The following is a 19,105-nucleotide window of genomic DNA, read 5'->3' as shown; positions in this document are numbered from 1 at the left end:
CTTGATTTAAGATTGAAATATGACTGTAAAACAACCAATACAAAAAAAATATTGAAGGCGGTTGAAACCGCTACCGACTTCCTCCTCATGTCTAAAAGCCAGAGGCTTCCGTCTCGTTTCTCGGTGAGAAAGAATCGCCCAATGCCCAATGCCCAATGCCCTGTTTGGCCTTCTTCCCAATGCCCAATGCCCAATGCCCAATGACTAATAAACCTTTTTGCGAGTAGCCCAGCGAGACAGAATACTCGTCAACAAAACCATGAACACCAAAATTAAAGATGCAGCCCAAGCCAACTCTTTCTGTGCCTTAAAAGGAACCGTTGCAAAGTTGTACACCAACACCGAAAGTGACGGAGTTGGCTTATCAAATCCTCCCGGCCAAAAAGGGGAATTCAGCGCCGTAAAAATCAAAGGAGCAGTTTCTCCCGCAGCGCGAGCAATTGCCAGCGTCACGCCGGTTAAAATAGCCGGAATAGCAGCAGGCAAAACCACCTGCAATACCGTTTGATAATTAGATGCACCCACACCAACCGACGCCCATCGAATATCTTGCGGGACGATTTGTAGAGCTTCGTCAGTAGTCCGCACAATCGTCGGCAACATCAGTACAGCCAGGGCAGCGCCTCCTGCAATTGCCGAAAAGCCTCCCATATTTACCACAAACAAACCGTAGGCAAATACACCAGCAATAATCGAAGGAACTCCGCTGAGGACATTCGTAGCAAAGCGTACCCAACGTGCGATCGAGCCTTTGCTAAATTCCGACAAATAAACGGCGGCCAGTATACCAAAAGGCACAGCAATTAAAGAAGCAATTCCTACCGTCATCAATGTACCGAGAATTGCATTCGCGATACCGCCTCCCGAAAGTCCAGGCGGGGGTGGAAGTTTGGTAAACAAATCTAAATTTAGGCGATTGAAACCTTGGACTGTAACGTAAGAAAGCACTGCAAACAAAGGCAACAAAGTAATTGTCAAACAGGCTCCTGCTAATACCGTCATCGCGGTATTGAACAGCGATTGCGGACTGCCTTTAACCTTTTTGAAACTGCCTGGATTCGAGGCAAAAGAAGTTTTATCTTCCGACGGGATATTTGACATAAATCAAAACTGTATGGGAAATTGCAGCAAACTTTTAGTTGTACTTGGCTCTGACTCTAGAAACAATCCACTCTGCCAAGATATTCACAATCAGCGTCAGAATAAACAGAATTAGCCCCGTGTACATCAGAGCTGCTACTTGCAAACCTGAAGCTTCGGCAAATTGATTTGCCATCAGAGAAGCAATAGTATTTGCTGGAGCTAGCAGAGAAGCACTTAACTGATTGGAATTGCCAATTAACAGGGTGGCTGCCATTGTTTCTCCCATCGCGCGGCCCAGGCCGAGCATGATTCCGCCGACTATGCCGGAGAAAGCAGCAGGTACTAGCACTCTAAAAATTGTCGTCCACCGGGTAGCTCCTAAACCTAAAGATGCTTGTCGCAAATCGGGAGGAAGACTTGCTAAAGAATCGCGAGAAATAGCAGTAATAATGGGCAAAGTCATGATTCCCAAAATTACTCCGGCGGGTAACATTCCCGGGCCAACTGGCGGTGTGCTAAAAATCGGCAGCCATCCAAAGTTACCGTTGAGAAACTTTCCGATGCTGGTAATAATGGGAATCAATACAGCAATTCCCCACAAACCGTAGACTACGCTGGGAATGGCGGCTAAAAGTTCTACTAAAAAAACTAAAGCTGTGCGTACTGGGAGCGGCAGAAAGTCCTCGCTCAGGAAGATTGCAGTCCCTACTCCTAATGGTACCGCAATTAGAAGCGCGATCGCCGAACTGACGATCGTCCCATAAATCATCGGCAGCGCGCCGTACTCTTCTTTAACCGGATTCCAGCTACTGCTAAACAGAAATCCCAAACCGTACTTTTGAATCGCAGGTAACGCTCTATAAGCAACCGTCACGGCGATTACCAGCAAGATTACGCCTACTCCGATGCCCAAAATGCGCGTCAGCCAGATAAAGGCTTGGTCTAAGGACTTTTCTGCTGCTGAGCGCGATCGGCTCTCTAATTGAGGGCTATTATTATCTGAAACCATAAACAAAAAACCCAAATAATAGTAAATAAAAAGAGCAATTTGAGGCAAAAGCTAGCTGTTCGGGAGTAGAAAGAAAGAGAATAAAAAACCAAAGGGGCGGGTTGATTAATCCCGTGACTTTTCAACAAATATTTCTGGTTCAACCCGCCCGTTGTAGGGTGCGTCGCTGCGAGATTTTCTCTTCTGAAGCCCGTAGATTGTTGGTGGCGACGCACCCTACGGTATCTACTCAATAAAACAAAAGAGGGGCGGGTTGATTAATCCCTGACTTTTTAACAAATATTCCTGGTACCCGCCCCACAGAAATATCTCTCTTCCCTCTTCTTTCTGCCAACTGTCAACTGTCAACTGTCAACTGTCAACTGTCAACTGTCAACTGACTTCAATCCCTATTTGGCAACTTCAATTTTGTAGTCGGGGCTGATGCCGTCGGCCGCTGCGGCTACTTTTTCTTTAACACTTGCAGGCAAAGGAACGTAGCCCAATTCAGAACTAACTTTTTGACCTTCATTCAAGCCGTATTCAACCATTGCTTCAATGGCTTTGGCTTTGTTGGGGTCAGCAACTGTTTTAGGAACTAGCATCCAAGTGTAGGTGACAATTGGATAGGAAGTAGCGCCTTCTGGGTCTTCGATAAATGCTCGCAGATTTTCCGGTAAGGGCACTGTCGCTAAAGCTGCTGAAGCTGATTCGTCGTTAGGTACTACAAATGTACCTGCTTTGTTTTGCAAAGATGCAAATTTGAGATTGTTGTTTTTGGCGTAGCCGTATTCTACATAGCCAACTGCGCCTGCGGTTTGCAGGACTTGGGCTGTGACGCCTTCGTTGCCTTTTGCACCGACAAAGGTACCAGTTTTGGACCACTCTACTGTTTTGCCGTCGCCTACTGCTGTTTTCCAGTCGGGGCTGATGGCACTCAGGTGTTTTGTGAACACGGCGGTGGTGCCGCTACCGTCGGAACGGTGGACGACGGTGATGGCTTGGTCTGGCAATTTAGCGCCCGGATTGGCTGCTGCAATTTTGGGGTCGTTCCACTTGGTAATTTTACCTTGGAAGATTTCTGTGTAAACGTCTCTGGGCAGTTTGAGTTCGGGTACGTCTGGCAGGTTGTAGCCGATGACGATGCTGCCGGCTGTCATGGGCAACAAAATCACGCCTTTGTCTGCTGGAACTTTGGCGATTTCGTCGTCTTTCATGGCGGTGTCGCTAGCGCCAAAGTCTACAGTGCCTTTGGTGAATTGTTCGACTCCGGCGCCGCTGCCTACTGATTGGTAGTTAATTTGTACTTTGGGGTTGATTTTGTTGAAGTCTTGAAACCAACGCTGGTACAAGGGGGCGGGGAATGACGCACCGGCTGCTGTGATTGCTACGTCTGAGGCGAGGGCGAGTTTGGTGTTGGCGGCTGGGGCTGCCACGGGGGAAGCGCCGGGGGTTGCTGCGGTGTCGCTGCCGGGGCTGGGGCTGCTGCTGGTGGTTGTGCTGCCGCCGCCGCACGCTGCTAAGCTGAGGGCGATCGCCATAGCAGAAATTGCTGTGGTAACACGATTCGGATTAATCAAGTTGAGACGAAAAAGCATAGGTAAAGAAAATTTACGATCGTTATACAGGTATTCACCACCACCATATCGTGCGAAAGTAAAGGTTAGGTTAAAAATCTTTACATTTAATCACATCTTAGTATTATTTTAGTATTAATATTATTAATCAATAAAATAGCCTTGATGAGCTTGACAGGCGTAATCAGATAACATATCGGATGATAAATTGGTAGGAAAATAAGTATGCGATCGCCCGATCGCGAAAAATCCGCCATTAAGCGATCGGACTATCCAGGCTTAAGAACCAGAAAACCATACAATGGTGGTTGTTTTGACAGTAGTGCTAGTATAAAGAACTGAAAAGCTGCGGGCATTCCAGCTTGCATCTTCCTTCTTCCGTCTTCCTTCTTCCTTCTTCCTTCTGCTATAATGCCTGCTCCTATCGAATTAATCTGGGCTGTTATTGGTTTGCTCCTAACCATAGGAGGCACTTTTTTGCCTGCATCTGTGACAATGCCGATCGGGTTTTGGGACGATCGCGGACTTCAGGCGTACTCTTTAGGTGTTACTTATCAAATTGGAGCAGTATTGCTAGTAGGCTGCATGGGCGGCAAAAATGCGGCTGCTCTCTCGCAAATTGCCTATTTGGTATTAGGATTGACTTTGTGGCCAGTTTTTGCTCAAGGTGGCGGCATCGGCTATATTAAAGAAGCGAGTTTTGGGTATTTGTTGGGTTTTGTTCCTGGTGCTTGGGTGTGCGGCTGGGTTGCTTTTAAGGTGGCTTCGCGGTTGGAATCGATCGCTTTTAGTTGTTTGTGCGGTTTATTTACAGTTCACGCGATCGGCTTAATTTATCTAATTTTTAGTTACTTGCTGATTCCGGGCAAAAAAACACCTTTATTCAATGAGATTCTAAAATATTCAGTTTATCCTCTACCAGGACAATTGGCTGTAGTTTGTGCGATCGCACTTTTGTCATTTACTTTGCGCCGCTTGATGTTTTATTAATTCTGAAGGAAGAAGGAAGAAGGAAGAAGGAATTGTTGGTAATTATGTCAAATCAGGTTATACTATCATTGCAAAACCCGAAGATTATCTCGCTGCGGCTGGGATTGCTTTGCTACACTGCATTCTGCTCGCCATGAAACGCGAGATTTCAATAAATTATATCGTGTCCAATTCCCCATGTTCTATTACGGAATAGCAAGGGTTTGAAGCCCTTACTCAGGTCGGCAGATTGTGATAAGAACGGAGTTTAAATCTCCGTTCTTATCACTTCGCTGTCACAGGTCAACTGTCAACTGTCAACTGTTTAACTAATCCATGCGTTTTAAAAGAAATCCGTTATTCTGGGTTGCTGCTGTTATCAGTTTAATTTTAGACCACCTGACTAAGTTTTGGGTGGTGCAAAATTTTGACTTGACGGTTCCTCCGCAAACTCAGCCGCTGTTACCGGGGATATTTCACTTCACTTATGTTGTTAATACCGGTGCGGCTTTTAGTTTGTTTAGCAACGGCGGGGCGAGTTGGTTGCGCTGGCTGTCTTTGGGCGTGAGTGTGGGATTGATTGTACTGGCTTGGTTCGGGCCGCGAATTAACCGCTGGGAACAAGCTGGCTATGGTTTGATTTTGGGGGGCGCACTGGGTAATGGGATCGATCGATTTATTTTGGGCCACGTTGTAGATTTTATCGATTTTCGGATCATTCGGTTCCCGGTATTTAATCTGGCAGATGTGTTTATTAATGCTGGGATTATCTGTTTGTTGATTGCAACTTTTCACGGTGCACCGCCGCCGAGAAACCGAGACGATAGCGATTCTATTTCAGAGTAATAGCATTTTTCTCAAGTCTTTGTAGAAAGAACATAATTGTTGGGCGGAGTCAAGCGAATGTTGTTTGCACTCTGCTGGCGATAACACAGGTGCGTCGCTACTGGAAAAGTCGATTTTTTTGAGAGATTGTGAATGGCAACGCACCCTACAGCTTTCTCACTCATTTACCAGAAGAATTGGTTGAAAGCCTCTCCCTTTGAGGGAGAAATTAAAATCAGACTATTCATTATTCCAATCCTCGAACTTAAGGGTAGAGGTCGCTCTCCCATGGTCAACTGTCAACTGTCAACTGTCAACTGTCAACTGTCAACTGTTGACACCAACCCAACGATTCGATTTGATTTGTAACCGGGAAAAACTCGATCGACCTTTTCGCCATCCAGCCGTAAATGACTCTGCAACACAGTCGCAATTACATCTCGAAAATCTGTCGTCACGGCTAAATCGCGCTTTTGATACAACTGACTTTCATCCAATCCCGGCCACTCGCCATAAACTTTGCCTCCCTTAATTTTACCACCCAAAAGCCAGATCGCATTTCCGTGTCCGTGATCCGTGCCGCCGTTGCCATTTTCGCGCACAGTGCGGCCGAATTCTGAGATAACTACGATCGCACTTTCGGAGTAAACATTACCCAATCCCTGCACCAAATTCGCTAAACCCTGTCCCAGAGGGCGCAATCTTGCGGCTAATTGGCCTTGGGAATTTCCTTGATTGATGTGGGTATCCCAGCCTCCGAGGGCGAGGAAAGCTAGCTGAATGCTGGAGTCTCTCGCCATCAGCCGCCCCAATTGTGTCGCGTCGCCGGGGAAACCATCGGCTAAGGGTGCGCCGTTATTGGCGGCTTTCATTTCTGCATCCAAGTTAGCCAACAGGGTTTGGCGGGCAGCGCGACTTTCTCGGTAGGCTTGACCTAGTTGGTCGCTATCGCTGTAAAGTCGATCGAATGCGGTACCGATTTGGGGTTTGTCAATGGCGATCGGGCGGCTGGCATTTTTACCTAGTCTAAAGCTGGCAACTGCCATTTTTCCCGACAGGATGCGGGGTGTGGAGGTGCCACCATTCAGGGCTTGGACGGGGGAATTGGCGGATATGACTGATAGCAGGCGGTTCATCCAGCCGTCGGGGGTCTTGTTTTTGCCGGGAGTGCCACTTTCCATGTAGTCTTGGGCCTCGAAGTGCGATCGGGTGGGGTCGGGAGAACCGCAAGCGTGGGCAAATGCGAGGGTTCCTTGCTGCCACAGCGGGGCGATCGCGCTGAGTGCGGGGTGGAGTCCAAAACGGCCGTCAAGGTCGATCGCACCGCCTTGCAGCCCCGGTTTTGGGATGGCTATTTTGGGTCGAGATTGATAGTAATTCGCTTCTTGGTAGGGAACAATTACGTTTAAGCCATCGACTGCACCGCGTAAAAATATCACAATTAATCGTTTGCTGTTCTTGGGTGCGGCGGCTTTCACGGCTAAACCGTGGAGTCCTACAGACATAATTGTCGAAGTTGAAAGCAGTCCAGTTTGGATTAAAAATTGGCGTCTGTTCATGGTAGTTTGTGATTGGTAATTGGTAATATCAAACCCGGCTGGAATGGAATGATTAAACCGCAGAGGACGCAGAGAACACAGAGGGAGAGAAGAGAGAGATGAATCATTCCGATGAAGAGCGGATTTGATATAATTGGAAATTAAAGTGCCAACGCTCTTCCCTCTTCTTTGTTCCTTCTTCCTTTCGACTTCCATCCGTTACATCCGTTGCAGAATCCGTTGCCGAACTTCCTTTCGACTTCCATCCGTTACATCCGTTACAGAATCAGTTGCCGAACTTCCTTTCGACTTCCATCCGTTACATCCGTTACAGAATCAGTTGCCGAACTTCTTTTATCGCCGCATAAATTCTGGACTACCCAAAATCAAAGCGGTGCGTAAATTAGCGGGACTGGAGGCGATCGCACTTTTGGTATTCGCGGAGAAATCATTCCCCAAAATATTAGCTAACTGCGACGGATCTATTAACTGGTTGCTATTTTTCGGGCCCATTGGCAAAGAGGAGTTAGAAGTAGTTGCGATCGCAGGTAACATCCACCCCGACTGATTGTTGTTAGCGGTAGGAGAGTTTAAATACAAGGGATTGGTTGCCAAAGCAGTGACAAAACTTAACCGACGGGCGATCGCATCTGGATTCAGCCAAGCATCTTGAGTATTCTTGTAACCGTCGGGAGTTGGGCACCCGTAAGGTGCCATTCCTAGCTGTAGCAAAGTTGTGTAAAGCGGTTGAAAATTTTCTACAGTCTTATTTGTCGATCGCACCGCCGATATAACGTATTGGTAGGGAGTTTTAAACTTAGCGCTGTAATTTTTTTTATCCCAGAATTCTCGGCTGCGGAACAAAGTATTTAAGACTTCGCGGATATCTCCATCAGTTTCGAGAAATCGCTGGCTGAGGCGATCTACTAAGGCATTTGGCGGGCTGTCAGCCACAAAATATTGAGCTAATTTATAACTGACGTGTTTGGCTGTGGCTGGGCTTTTGGCTAAAATAGTTAAAGCTTGTTTTCCCTCAGTTTCGCCCGAACCTTTGATAGTTTGTCCGAGAAATACTTTATCGCTAAAATCATGGCGTTTGGCATCGAAATAAAAGCTGTAACCGTCCTTTTCAGATGGCTGCGGCCCAAATCCCCAGCCTGTAAAAATGCGAGCTAAGGCGATGACATCTTGTTGCGTATAACCGCCCTTGACACCTAAGGTATGCAGCTCCATTAACTCCCGCGCATAATTCTCATTTAATCCCCGAAATCCGCCTTTGGCTCCGATACTTTTTGGATCGGTATTTTGCCAATTATCTAAATAATACAACATGGCAGGATGGCGGGAAGTTGCACCTAGTAAGTCCCGGAATTTTCCCAGAGCGTAGGGTCTAATTGCTTCTTGTTCGTAGGCTCCTACCCAGAGTTTATTTAAGGATCCTTTATCTGAGTAAACATTAAAGTGATTGTACCAAAAATCCACCATAACTTCTTGCAATTGGCGGGGACTTTCTGCCGATCGCAATATACGAGCTTTCACTGCTTCTTGGAGAATGATGCGAGCCTTAATGCTAGTGGCTCTGATTGCTTCTGGCGTTGGTCTTTGACCGTTTTGCGATCGGCGGACACCGTATTCGGCAAAGAGTTCTGCTGGTGTTTTTTGCAGGGTTTCTAAGCTGTTGATGCGAGAGGTAAGATGCTGAGGTTCGGGGATGGTTTCTGGGGAGAGTTGCTGTTGGATGTAATTTTCTGTCCCGAGCGATCGCACTTTCTCGATATCGCCCAATCGCGGGCCAAAACTAATACGGTTGAGGAGATGCAGGCTTTTGGAATTATCGGGGGGACTGGCGGCGCTGCTGGAGGCGATCGGGCACAGCCACAAGTAGAGAAATAATGCCCCATGTTTGAGTGTCTGTTTCATCTGTCTTCCCCTTTGGAGACTCCCGCTGTACCTGTATCCAGGTCAGCGGTGAGAGGAAAAAGGGGGTAAGGTTTATGCTGCATACGAATAACCATCCTTTCGATGAATTACTAAACAATATTTGTGACTAATTCCTGACACCAATTCGGATGCCGAGATATTGAACGAGCCACTGCTTCTTACGGCAACACGTCCAACGTATGTACCGATTTTCTTGCCAGCACTTACAACGGCTTTGACAATATCTCCCGTTTGAAAACCTTTGACAAACTTAAACCTGGGAACATAGCGAGATGGGAAACCAAATTTATCGGTACGGCACATTTGACGTGTCCCATGTCCAGTCGCTTTAATTAACAACGGTTTGTTTGTCAAAACATTCAACGATTCAACTTTACCGACACAAGCTGCATCTAACCAATGAGTTTTTGCTAGGCTTAGTCGAGTGCGGTTGAACTTGGTCAAGCCACCACTGCCAGTAGAAACAGGTAAATTAGTTGCGCGGAGTCGGTTGAATAGCGCCCAACGAGTAGAGTTGACTGCTGCTGCGTCTTTTAATGGACGTTTTGCTTGAGATAGAATCTGTTTCAAAACCTCTGGCTTTTTAGCGAGGAATTGTTCAATATTTTGAGTTCCTTTCCTGACATTGCACTTTTCACAAGCAAGGCAAAGATTAGAAATGCGATTAGATCCGCCTTTGGCTTTGGGATGAATGTGTTCGACTTGTAGTGGCGTATCAGTAACGCCACAGTAAGCGCACTTCCTATCCCATTTGTTCAGCAAATATTCACGGATTTCGTAGCCACATAAAATGCCTTGCTGATATTCCAGCCCACTAATTTCAGGGTTTTCTAATTGCTGCAAATCGAATCGTACAATTTCTTGAGAAATAGAAGCAATGGGGGCAAGTTTTATCAATCTATTAACCCACGTCAGCGTTGTTTCGACGCGGTGCTGCAAGCTTGGAGCCAGCCAACTTTTTGAGCGAACCCTATTCATAAATCTAGCTTTTCGATAGCGGGTATGGCGATTCCTTCTACTTCTACGCAATGAACGCCGAGATTCAAGACTGGCTTTGATAGTTTGACCTCGGTGAGTTAGTTCTGCACCAAAAATTACGTCTTCTCCTTGTACCAATGCTATTCCAGTAGTTTTGGAACCAGGATCTACTTTGAGGATGATTCCTTTTTGGAGTGCTGTTACCTCTACTTTTAAAATCAATGTGAATGGATACCGTTTGAAGACAGCAGCTTTGCCGTTGCTTAGCAATTTGCGAGCCAATCCTGGGCGGATTGGATTGAGCGGTCGTTTTTGGGTATCAAGTACAAAAACAAAATTAGACATTAAATGTCCTCCATTGCTGGGTAATGTTTGCTTCGTCAATGTTTAAAGTCGGTAACTATCAAGAAAGCACTGGCTTAACCCTTAAACCTGTTTAACTTTCAAGTTCTAGAGCAGAAAACTAGCACGCATTTTCTGGTAGGTACTTTAACACTTACCTTAAACGTAGTGGGCGAACCACTTAGACTGGTCAACTAGGCTTTTTCAAGCCTGCACCGTAACGGTACTCCGTTCGGTGCCGGGTGATTGACACTAAGTGCTGGGGGAACAGTTGGTTAGCTCTGTATGCTCTAGACTGGTTTGGTGACAAAAAGGTTCAATTGTTTACGATTTCGGCACTGGCGATGGGAAACCGGATTGTTTAACCAAATACTTGCTTAAAACTGAGATCTTGCACCATTGTCAAGAACAGGCAAGATGCCTGTTCCACCAAGAGTGAATTTCTTGTGGGATGGGCATCCTGCCCGTCCAGAAAAGGCTTATTGAGAAAGGTGCAAGATCTCAGTTAAAACTCTCAATAAGAGTTAAAAAAACCCGGTTTTTTTGTGGGCGATCGCGCAAATCCTATGGCTGTTAGTCATTAGCGCCCGACACGGATACATACGGATACGCGGATGACACAAATTTATTATCCGTATCTCCGCGGCGATCGCTGTCCGACGGTCAGTCAATAGCATAAAATTAGAAAAGAAAGAGATATTATTTTCCTAAAGCTAAACTTGCCCGTGACTCCCAATCCATTTGCCGAAGAACGCCTGCTATTTGCCCCAGCAACCCCCGATGCTGACGCTATTCCGACTATTTTTGCATTTCCCAACGAGTACACGGTTGGGATTACCAGTCTCGGCTATCAGATAGTGTGGGCAACTTTAGCCGTGCGATCGGATATTGAAGTCAGCCGTTTATTTACTGATATCAGCGAACCACTTCCCCGAAATCCAGAATTGCTGGGATTTTCGCTTTCTTGGGAACTCGATTATGTAAATATTCTCAATTTGTTGGAATCTCTAGAAATTCCGATTTGGGCTTCAAAAAGAACTGACAATCATCCTATAGTATTTGGTGGCGGCCCGGTTCTTACGGCGAATCCTGAACCTTTTGCAGATTTTTTGGATGTAATTTTGCTGGGAGATGGCGAACATCTCATTGATAATTTTATTGATGCTTGTAAAGAAGTTCGTAGCGCCGACAGACAAACTAAATTGCGGCATTTAGCCCAAGTTCCTGGGGTTTACGTTCCTAGTTTGTACGAAGTAACTTATTTGGATGCCACTGAGGGGATTAAATCCATTCATCCTGTGGATTCTGAAATTCCTAGTATGGTGGAAAAACAGACTTATCGCGGCAATACTTTGTCTGCTTCTACTGTAGTGACAGAAAAAGCGGCTTGGGAAAATATTTATATGGTGGAAGTGGTGCGGAGTTGCCCAGAAATGTGCCGTTTCTGTTTGGCAAGTTATCTCACTTTACCATTTAGAACTGCGAGTTTGGAGGATTCGCTAATTCCGGCGATCGATCGCGGTTTAGCTGTGACTAATCGTTTGGGTTTGTTGGGTGCTTCTGTGACTCAGCACCCAGAATTTGAAGCATTGCTGGAGCATTTAAACCATCCGAAATACGACGGAGTGCGGCTGAGTCTATCTTCGGTACGCACTAACACGGTGACAGTTAAGTTAGCGGAAATATTGACAAACAGAGATAGCAAGTCTGTGACGATTGCGGTGGAAAGTGGTAGCGAACGTCTCCGCAAGATTGTGAATAAAAAACTCACTAACGATGAAATTATTCAAGCTGCTATTAATGCTAAGGCTGGCGGGTTAAAAGGGATTAAGCTTTACGGTATGGCGGGAATACCTGGCGAAGAGATGGAGGATTTGGAGGAGACAGTGGCGATGATGAAGGCGATTAGAAAAGCCGCTCCGGGTTTGCGCTTGACTCTGGGATGCAGCACTTTTGTCCCGAAATCTCATACTCCTTTTCAGTGGTTTGGTGTGAATAAAGATGCAGAGAAGAGGCTGAAGTTTTTAGATAAAGAATTGCGGAAGTTGGGATTGGAATTTAGACCTGAAAGCTATAACTGGTCTGTGATTCAGGGTTTGCTATCGAAGGGCGATCGCAGGTTGTCCAAGCTGTTGGAATTAGTGCGACACTATGGAGATACTTTGGGAAGTTATCGGCGGGCTTTTAAGGAGTTGCGGGGAGAGTTACCGGAAATGGATTTCTATGTGTTCCAACAGTGGGATTTAAATCAGGTTTTGCCTTGGAGTCATTTAAAAGGGCCCTTACTAGAAGCGACTTTGAAGAAGCATTTGGCTGAGGCTATGAGTCATTCGATTTGAGATTTTGGATTTTAGATTTGAAATCAATATTTCTGGTTGTCGATATTTCAATCGATTGCATTTGTCATGGAAAAATGTAGATTTTAAGACAATAAAGGTACGTAGTTGCGCTTCAGCGCTCTTTCTTATATATAAAGCAATACGGCTTACTTAATGCTTTTGATGAATTTCATCTGACGATTTTTGGATTATAAAGAGGTGAAGTAGATATTAAGAAGATTTTACCGCAGAGAACACAGAGAACACAGAGAGGGGAGGGATAAAAGGTTTTTTTACGACATCCAAAACCCTCGCAATACTCTTCCCTCTGCGCCAAAAGCGCCCCAATACGGTTCAAAACTCTTCTCTTGATGGAGTGGATTGTATTTCAATACGGTTTACTTAATGCTTTTGATGAATTTCATCTGACGATTTTCTGGCAATATAGCCATTTTGGGCAAGTCATATTTTTCTTAAGTCAACTGTATTGATATATAAAGCAATACGGTTCACTTAAGACAATAAAGGTACGTAGTTGCGCTTCAGCGCTCTTTCTTATATATAAAGCAATACGGTTCACTCATGTACTGCTAGTCGTGTAACTCCCATGAAAAATAGATACAGTTTGCTTCGTTCCTCTCCAAGGACAATCTTAAGTAAACCGTATGAGATTTTAAGATGGAGTGTTTGCAGTTTAAGAGTTAGGAAATAGCGGGATACAAAAGAAGTTTGACAGTTATCCTATTTTCAGGCTCTAGGGGGTTAGTTTGATTGTAGGCGATCGACTTTATTTGCGATCGATCGAGTGCAGAGGTGCGTCGCTTTGAGATTTTTGATATGCAAGTTAGGGATTCTTCGCAGGATCCACACCCTACGCTTACTGTTGCTTTGATCGTCAAATTTCCCGCAGGGAAACGGCACTGCCCTCTCCGAATTTCGGGGCAATTGTCGATCGCATTTAAAACTGCTATAATTTTCGCCAAAAGGTCGATCGCCAAACAGCACCTACTTTTCCATGATGACCACAAAATCCTCAATCATCACGTCAAAAGTACGGGCTAACTTGTACACTGCGGCAAAGTCAACCATCGCCATCCCCTGAGAGCGGGCATAATTGCTAATCGTACTGTACCCCACGCCCGATCGCTCCGCAACCTCCTTCAGCGTCCATCCCTTCTCGGCCGCCAACTCTCGAACCCGCAACCTGACTAAACCTTTACTCATATAAACTATTTACAAAATTTTGGATTTAGTATAATATAGCAAAAAGCGATCGCCCGGGTGATTAGATTTTAGATTTTAGATTTTAGATTGACTCTAAAGATGAATCTGGAAGCTGGAACTTTGGTCTAACATTTTGGGCTGCTTACGGTAGAAATCGGCGCTGCTATCCGTTTGGCGGCAGAGTCAACGAAACTAAAGGCGATCGCCCGTTATAATTAATGCCGAGAGATAATTAATGTCGATCGCACCTAGCAGATAGACTGAGCTACCACCACCAGATGCAACTACAATGATATTAGAGAATCAGTTAAGATCGTCGTCAGCGATCGGCGCCTCAAAAATTATTCACAAATCGTTGACGGTCAATCCGCGATCGAGATTTGTCACCGAAGAAACCGTAGCACTTTTGTTCAACATCACGCCCGACCAAATTTACCGAATCGAATGCTGTCACAACATGGTGTACGTACACGCCAAAGGCCTCAGCAGATTCGTCAGCTACGCCGATTTCCCCCCAATCTTAGAAGTAAAACCGGCCTGCACCCAAGACTATCTCGGCTGGTACAAACGCTGGAAACGCACCCAAGCACCAGAATTTTGGACTAAATTTTATACGTACAACTTCAAAGCCGCTGTTTCAGTTGACAGCTTGCACGAGTGGGGTAAATTAGTCGCTACAGTTAAATTGGTAATTTCTGCCTCAGCATTGCAACAATTGCGCGATGTTTACGCTCAAGAAAAAACCTTAATGGAAAGTTTCTAAAGGGAGCATCTCATTTTGGTAAAAAGCATTTTTTCTTTGAGTGCGAGCGGGGACAGCACTACAAATGCAAAACTGAAATGCTCCCGAAGCTTTCTTACCCTATCTTGTTTTAGGCGATTTGTCTAGGATTGCCGGACTGTCTGATTTTCAGGCAACCTGTCACCCCGTCAGCTCGATTATTCTCCTGCATCACCAACTAAGCGCGTGATTGATACTCCCCACCGATGAATCGGGGGGATTCTTAAAGAGTCCAAATGCGAACCTTCAAGGGCGAAATCAAAGCGCCCCTACTGACTCCTTCAAGGCAAAGCCCTAAAGTTGCCGCTACTTTTCGCAAAATATTTGCAGCACCGTTGCAGTCTGCATTAATTTTGCTTCCATCTTTTGAGCGATACAAGCCACGCTTGACACGTTTCCCAGATTCTTTCCACCCTTCAGGTTTTTCACCGAACATAGGTAGTTCATCCTCATCTAAAAAACTCGCCTTACTTGTGTAGCTTTCTTCGGTTTCAACAAACCGAATGCCATACTGTTCACAAAGTTGAGAAATCCTATCTTTCAATCGAGCGGTAGGAATTTGCACAAAGTTTTGATTCGTTTTGCTGCCAAGATTGATTTCTTGACGCATTTTTTTGTTCCAGCCGAAAACAACTGTACCTATTTGGTTTTCCCGGCAGTGATTCAATACTAATCTAGCTGCTTTATTGACGGCATCCCTAACTTGTCTATTTCGTTTTTCCGTAATCCTCCCTAATTGTTTAGACCAAAAACCTTGAGGCTTGCCCTCTTTGATTGTTGCAACTCGTTTGTTGTACCACTGATTTAAGGATTTGATGTGCAGTCCATCTACAATCAAACTTGTACCCACATTGGAAACACAGGTCAACCAATTATTTAATCCTGGGTCAATACCTAGAACTTTACTGGCATCTAATTCAACTGTTATTGGCTGAATCTTGTAGACAAATTCAGCATAAAATTGCCCATTCTTTGGTAAGATGCGAATTTCTCGGATTTGGTCGTAATCCAAGTTTGACGGCATTGGTAGATAGAATTCACTAACTCCAAACCATAGTTTAACTTTACCTCCTAGTGGAAACCTTAATTAATTGCCCATTTTTTAACTTTACGTCCGCCTTGGGAAATGTCGCCAGCTTGAGGCTATTTTTGCGGTATCCCGGTAGTTTGGGATGTTGCGTTACTGTACCATTTTTGATCCCCTTAAGTAGTCCAATATACGACTGAAATGACTCTGCAACAGTTGTTAAAGTCTGTTGAGCTACGTGAGAATACAAGGCCTTGAAGTGGAGATTACTTTTTAATAGCCTGTGCAAAGTGGCTTTACTTGGGAATTTCCCAGTTTTGAAATACAATTGCCGAGAGTAGTAAAGTCCACAATTAGCTAATTTGTTTGATTCTTCACAAACAAACTCCAGGATACTTTTTAAAGCTCGATCTGGGCTAATTAAATTTTGTTGACAACCATAACTAGACATTTTTTTGATTTTCAATATACTGCTTGACTACTGAGATAGGCGCACCACCGACAGTTGAAATAAAGTAGCTGTTAGTCCACAGCGTTGGCAATCGACTTTTTAGCCAAGGAAATTCTTGACGAAGATATCGAGATGAGCGCCCTTTCATGTAACGAATTAGTTTGGCAATCCCAAATTGAGGATCGCATTCAACTAAAAGGTGGACGTGATCTGGCATTACTTCCATTTCAATTAATTCGCTCTTAAACTCAGTTACCACCTCTAGCAATATCTCCTTCAGCCGGGTATCAACGCCTTCAACTAGAACCTTGCGACGATACTTGGGACACCACACGATGTGGTATTTACAAGAGTAGACAACATTTTTGTTTGATTTGTATTTAACGCTCATACTATAGTTATACAACATAAAGCTGTATATGGTGCTGATTCTGTTTTAAGCTTTGTTAAATACTGAAGGCGGTTGAAACCGCTACCGACTTATCCCCATGTCTAAAACCCGGGGCCCGGCGGGCTCGTTCTTCGGTCATTGCGCCAGCAGCAGCAACGATCGTTTCGCCTGATTCCGATCGCCCCCCTATACAAAATTAGCCGGATCTTGATCTCGCCGGTGCTTCACAGGAATAGGCTCACCTTGGGCGTCACCCACGAGGGCGGCGGTTTCCTCTAAGCTTTCCCTGAGCCGTTTGGCCGCGTAAATCGACATATCGCGGGGCACATTTACCCGATCGCGCAAATACCGCAAAGCCCCATCAGATCCAACCGGTGGTTTACAAACTTCCCCAGTCACCATCAAAGTTAAAGCACAGCGCAAAGCCTCATCGAATAAGTTGTCATCAGCAGGGTTGACTTTAATAATGTTGCTGCGATGCTTAATGACGCGATCGAGTGCTTCTTTACGCGAGGTTTCCGGTTCTGGATACATCACATCGGGTAATCCAGCCCAAGGCCCATTATCCACGCGGGTTTTGTTGAGTAGCATTTGCGGTTCGCCGTTTTCATAACAGCCGCCCATTTGAGGTGGCAAATCGTGGACATGAGTATGAAAATCGCTTTGAGTACCGCGATAGGTCGATCGGCTTTCCATACCCGCAAACCAGTCCGCAAAGCGCGGGTTTTCTTCACGCATCGAGTAGCCTTTGTAGTAGTAAAGACTGGCATTCATCCGTTCGACATAGGGCGTAAAGATCACATCCGCAGTGCCAAATTCATCGAGGAAATAAGGCCCGGGAGTGCTGGCCAAAGCTGCTTCAACTTGGGCGACGACGCTGATAAATTGGTTGCGATTGTGTTGTTCTACTTTTGCCGAACTTGCTGGGTAGCACAGCCAAGAGCACCAAGCCCTAAATAACAGCCGTTCTAAACGCCGCATGGGAAGGACTTTCGGGTTTTCCATTCCTAAACTCAATGGCCCGTAAACTCGTTCTAGGGCGATTAAAATGTCATCGCTTTCGGTGATGATGCGGCCGTCTAGCTCGATCGCGGGTAACATTCCCGATGGTACTTTCCGCTTGTACCAACTTTCTTTTTCCCCATAGCAGAACATCGTAACTTTTTCAATGCGGTAGGGAATTTGTTTTTCTTCCAACCACAACCAGATTTTTTGGCAGTAGGGACACCACGCATGGTTGTCGCGGTAGAGGGTGACTCGCACCTCGGATTCGGTTTTACCAAACAGGCGCAACCGGGATTGAGAGTTGGTTGGGCCGTTGACTGTATCGACTTCAAAGTCTGTGAGGGCTTCTAATTCTGTCCAGGTTAGGGGAGTGGCGATCGTAGCGGTGGATGTCATTGGTTAATTAGTGCTGATGATACTTCCCCAAAATATAGACCAAATATATAGCCTCAGTTGCGATCGTCCAGAAGCCAATGGCAAATTTGCCATTGGCTGATGTTTGTTACTGGCTACACCATCCCTACTGGCGATCGAGTTGCGATCGAGACTTACACACAAGTAACTTATTTCTGTCATTGCGAGGCACGTTAGCGAAGCGATCCGAAGGAAAGCAATCTCAAAACCCTTGGCACACCGTAGAGCGTGCGTAAGTCCTAGTGACTCTCCACTGTTACCCGATCGGGTTTGCGATCGTTTACAGGTGGTTTTGGATCTGGGTTGCTGGTTGAGATGACGCTATTATCGGCGATCGAAGTTAGCTCATTTGCTGCTTTAGCCTGACTCAAGCAATCCTTGACATTCCCAAACAAATTGCACTCTATAGCAGTGTCTTTGGTGAATTTCAGATCGAGCATTCCTTGGGGGCTAACTGAATTCTTTATGAATTCCTCCTCTAATTTGTTAAAAGCCGCGATCGCTTTGTTTGCTTCAGCATTTACTCCTTTAACCTGCGATAGGACTTTTCTGACTTCCTCGAAACGACTGCGGTTTAAAACAGTGCCTTCTGAAATTATTAGATTGGTTGTTCCTTCCGGGCTGTCGGATTTTTTTTCGACTTCCTTTTCTAGGGTTTCAACAGCCGCGATCGCCTTGTCCATCTTAGCATTATTATTTTTCTGCTTGATTCTTCTTTTTTGTTCACTTGCCTCTTGTTGAGTGATAGCTATTAAGAGTCGCTCTTGCAAGGAACGGAAGACAGCAGTCCCTGCCGAACCAGCGACTAAGGACATTGCTAATAACAGCAATACGCTGTCTGGTTTGATAAACACCATAGCAGGAACAGCAGCAGATGCACCAATAATAATTCTAGCAAAAATGCCCAAATCAATTACATTTTCTACACTAGCGTAAGCAAGTTTTGCCGCCAATTCATCTTCGCTGGGTGCGTGGGGCCGCTCAATATTGCCTTGCAGGTTCAGCAACTCAAAAACAATCCCGCCAACCCCTCCAGCAATTACCGTCACTAACAGCACTACGTAAAATTTGGGATTGTCTAGAGACTTGCTTTTTAAAATTACTTCGACATCCCAATCTGTTTGGACAGCCTGACTAGAACGTGCTGGTACCGATGCCGATGGACTTGGTTTATTGCTCTGGGCGCAGGCATCTGTGACACCTATGCTACTGACTAGGAATAACCCAATCAGAATAGATTTTATGCGTTTCAT

17 protein-coding genes are annotated in these 19,105 nt (G+C 45.4%); 6 read left to right on the top strand and 11 right to left on the bottom strand.

Annotated elements, in window-relative coordinates:
• Positions 1 to 204: hypothetical protein (locus QZ938_RS15275; RefSeq protein ID WP_293365570.1), on the top strand; the 204-nt coding region annotated here is incomplete at its 5' end.
• On the opposite strand, the gene pstA is transcribed toward QZ938_RS15275, so the two are convergent.
• The 3 genes from pstA to pstS all read right to left on the bottom strand — a co-directional run bounded on the left by pstA (position 205) and on the right by pstS (position 3,669).
• Positions 205 to 1,101 (bottom strand): phosphate ABC transporter permease PstA, encoded by an 897-nt coding sequence (gene pstA, locus QZ938_RS15270; protein ID WP_293352187.1) that lies wholly within the window; start codon positions 1,099 to 1,101, stop codon positions 205 to 207.
• Positions 1,102 to 1,135: 34 nt separating this feature from the next.
• Positions 1,136 to 2,092: a phosphate ABC transporter permease subunit PstC gene (gene pstC, locus QZ938_RS15265; RefSeq protein ID WP_293352189.1), complete on the bottom strand. Its 957-nt coding sequence runs from the start codon at positions 2,090 to 2,092 to the stop codon at positions 1,136 to 1,138.
• A 389-nt stretch (positions 2,093 to 2,481) separates the two neighbouring features.
• Positions 2,482 to 3,669: a phosphate ABC transporter substrate-binding protein PstS gene (gene pstS, locus QZ938_RS15260; protein WP_293157977.1), complete on the bottom strand. Its 1,188-nt coding sequence runs from the start codon at positions 3,667 to 3,669 to the stop codon at positions 2,482 to 2,484.
• Between the two features lie 390 nt (positions 3,670 to 4,059).
• Here pstS and QZ938_RS15255 point away from each other — a divergent pair, with 390 nt between their 5' ends.
• Both QZ938_RS15255 and lspA read left to right on the top strand, forming a co-directional pair.
• Positions 4,060 to 4,638: a biotin transporter BioY gene (locus QZ938_RS15255; RefSeq protein WP_293157974.1), complete on the top strand. Its 579-nt coding sequence runs from the start codon at positions 4,060 to 4,062 to the stop codon at positions 4,636 to 4,638.
• Positions 4,639 to 4,953: 315 nt separating this feature from the next.
• Positions 4,954 to 5,463, top strand: coding sequence for a signal peptidase II (gene lspA, locus QZ938_RS15250; RefSeq protein ID WP_293157971.1), 510 nt, complete (start codon positions 4,954 to 4,956; stop codon positions 5,461 to 5,463).
• 299 nt (positions 5,464 to 5,762) lie between these two features.
• Here the strand turns inward: lspA and QZ938_RS15245 are convergent, their stop codons facing one another.
• The 3 genes from QZ938_RS15245 to iscB all read right to left on the bottom strand — a co-directional run bounded on the left by QZ938_RS15245 (position 5,763) and on the right by iscB (position 10,244).
• The gene (locus tag QZ938_RS15245; protein ID WP_293352191.1) at positions 5,763 to 7,001 is read right to left on the bottom strand and encodes a DUF1501 domain-containing protein; all 1,239 of its coding nucleotides are present in this window, start codon (positions 6,999 to 7,001) and stop codon (positions 5,763 to 5,765) included.
• Between the two features lie 333 nt (positions 7,002 to 7,334).
• On the bottom strand, positions 7,335 to 8,900 hold the full coding sequence (locus QZ938_RS15240; RefSeq protein ID WP_293352193.1) for a DUF1800 domain-containing protein: 1,566 nt from the start codon (positions 8,898 to 8,900) through the stop codon (positions 7,335 to 7,337).
• Positions 8,901 to 8,972: 72 nt separating this feature from the next.
• Positions 8,973 to 10,244 carry an RNA-guided endonuclease IscB gene (gene iscB / locus QZ938_RS15235; protein WP_293352195.1) on the bottom strand — a complete coding sequence of 424 codons (1,272 nt, stop codon included), beginning with the start codon at positions 10,242 to 10,244 and terminating at the stop codon, positions 8,973 to 8,975.
• Positions 10,245 to 10,966: 722 nt separating this feature from the next.
• On the opposite strand from iscB, the gene QZ938_RS15230 reads away from it, so the two are divergent.
• Positions 10,967 to 12,580, top strand: a complete 1,614-nt coding sequence (locus tag QZ938_RS15230; protein WP_293352197.1) for a radical SAM protein — start codon at positions 10,967 to 10,969, stop codon at positions 12,578 to 12,580.
• 984 nt (positions 12,581 to 13,564) lie between these two features.
• Here the strand turns inward: QZ938_RS15230 and QZ938_RS15225 are convergent.
• Entirely contained in the window at positions 13,565 to 13,783 is a 219-nt protein-coding gene (locus tag QZ938_RS15225; RefSeq protein WP_293155976.1) for a helix-turn-helix transcriptional regulator, read from the bottom strand.
• 289 nt (positions 13,784 to 14,072) lie between these two features.
• On the opposite strand from QZ938_RS15225, the gene QZ938_RS15220 reads away from it, so the two are divergent.
• Positions 14,073 to 14,546, top strand: coding sequence for a hypothetical protein (locus QZ938_RS15220; protein ID WP_293155973.1), 474 nt, complete (start codon positions 14,073 to 14,075; stop codon positions 14,544 to 14,546).
• 241 nt (positions 14,547 to 14,787) lie between these two features.
• On the opposite strand, the gene QZ938_RS15215 is transcribed toward QZ938_RS15220, so the two are convergent.
• The 3 genes from QZ938_RS15215 to QZ938_RS15205 all read right to left on the bottom strand — a co-directional run bounded on the left by QZ938_RS15215 (position 14,788) and on the right by QZ938_RS15205 (position 17,834).
• Positions 14,788 to 15,588, bottom strand: a complete 801-nt coding sequence (locus QZ938_RS15215) for a transposase (RefSeq protein WP_293155970.1) — start codon at positions 15,586 to 15,588, stop codon at positions 14,788 to 14,790.
• A 446-nt stretch (positions 15,589 to 16,034) separates the two neighbouring features.
• On the bottom strand, positions 16,035 to 16,433 hold the full coding sequence (gene tnpA, locus QZ938_RS15210; RefSeq protein ID WP_293155967.1) for an IS200/IS605 family transposase: 399 nt from the start codon (positions 16,431 to 16,433) through the stop codon (positions 16,035 to 16,037).
• Between the two features lie 186 nt (positions 16,434 to 16,619).
• Positions 16,620 to 17,834 (bottom strand): glutathione S-transferase family protein, encoded by a 1,215-nt coding sequence (locus tag QZ938_RS15205; protein WP_293352199.1) that lies wholly within the window; start codon positions 17,832 to 17,834, stop codon positions 16,620 to 16,622.
• 77 nt (positions 17,835 to 17,911) lie between these two features.
• Here QZ938_RS15205 and QZ938_RS15200 point away from each other — a divergent pair, with 77 nt between their 5' ends.
• A complete protein-coding gene (locus QZ938_RS15200) occupies positions 17,912 to 18,088 on the top strand; it encodes a hypothetical protein (RefSeq protein WP_293352201.1) in 177 nt (58 codons plus the stop codon).
• Positions 18,089 to 18,091: 3 nt separating this feature from the next.
• Here the strand turns inward: QZ938_RS15200 and QZ938_RS15195 are convergent, their stop codons facing one another.
• Entirely contained in the window at positions 18,092 to 19,105 is a 1,014-nt protein-coding gene (locus QZ938_RS15195; RefSeq protein ID WP_293352203.1) for a hypothetical protein, read from the bottom strand.

It is taken from the genome of Microcoleus sp. CAWBG27, assembly GCF_020883145.1.
Classification (GTDB): Bacteria; Cyanobacteriota; Cyanobacteriia; order Cyanobacteriales; family Microcoleaceae; genus Microcoleus.
The sequence above is the reverse complement of the archived record's forward strand: the minus strand, read 5'-3'. Positions and strand labels throughout refer to the sequence as shown.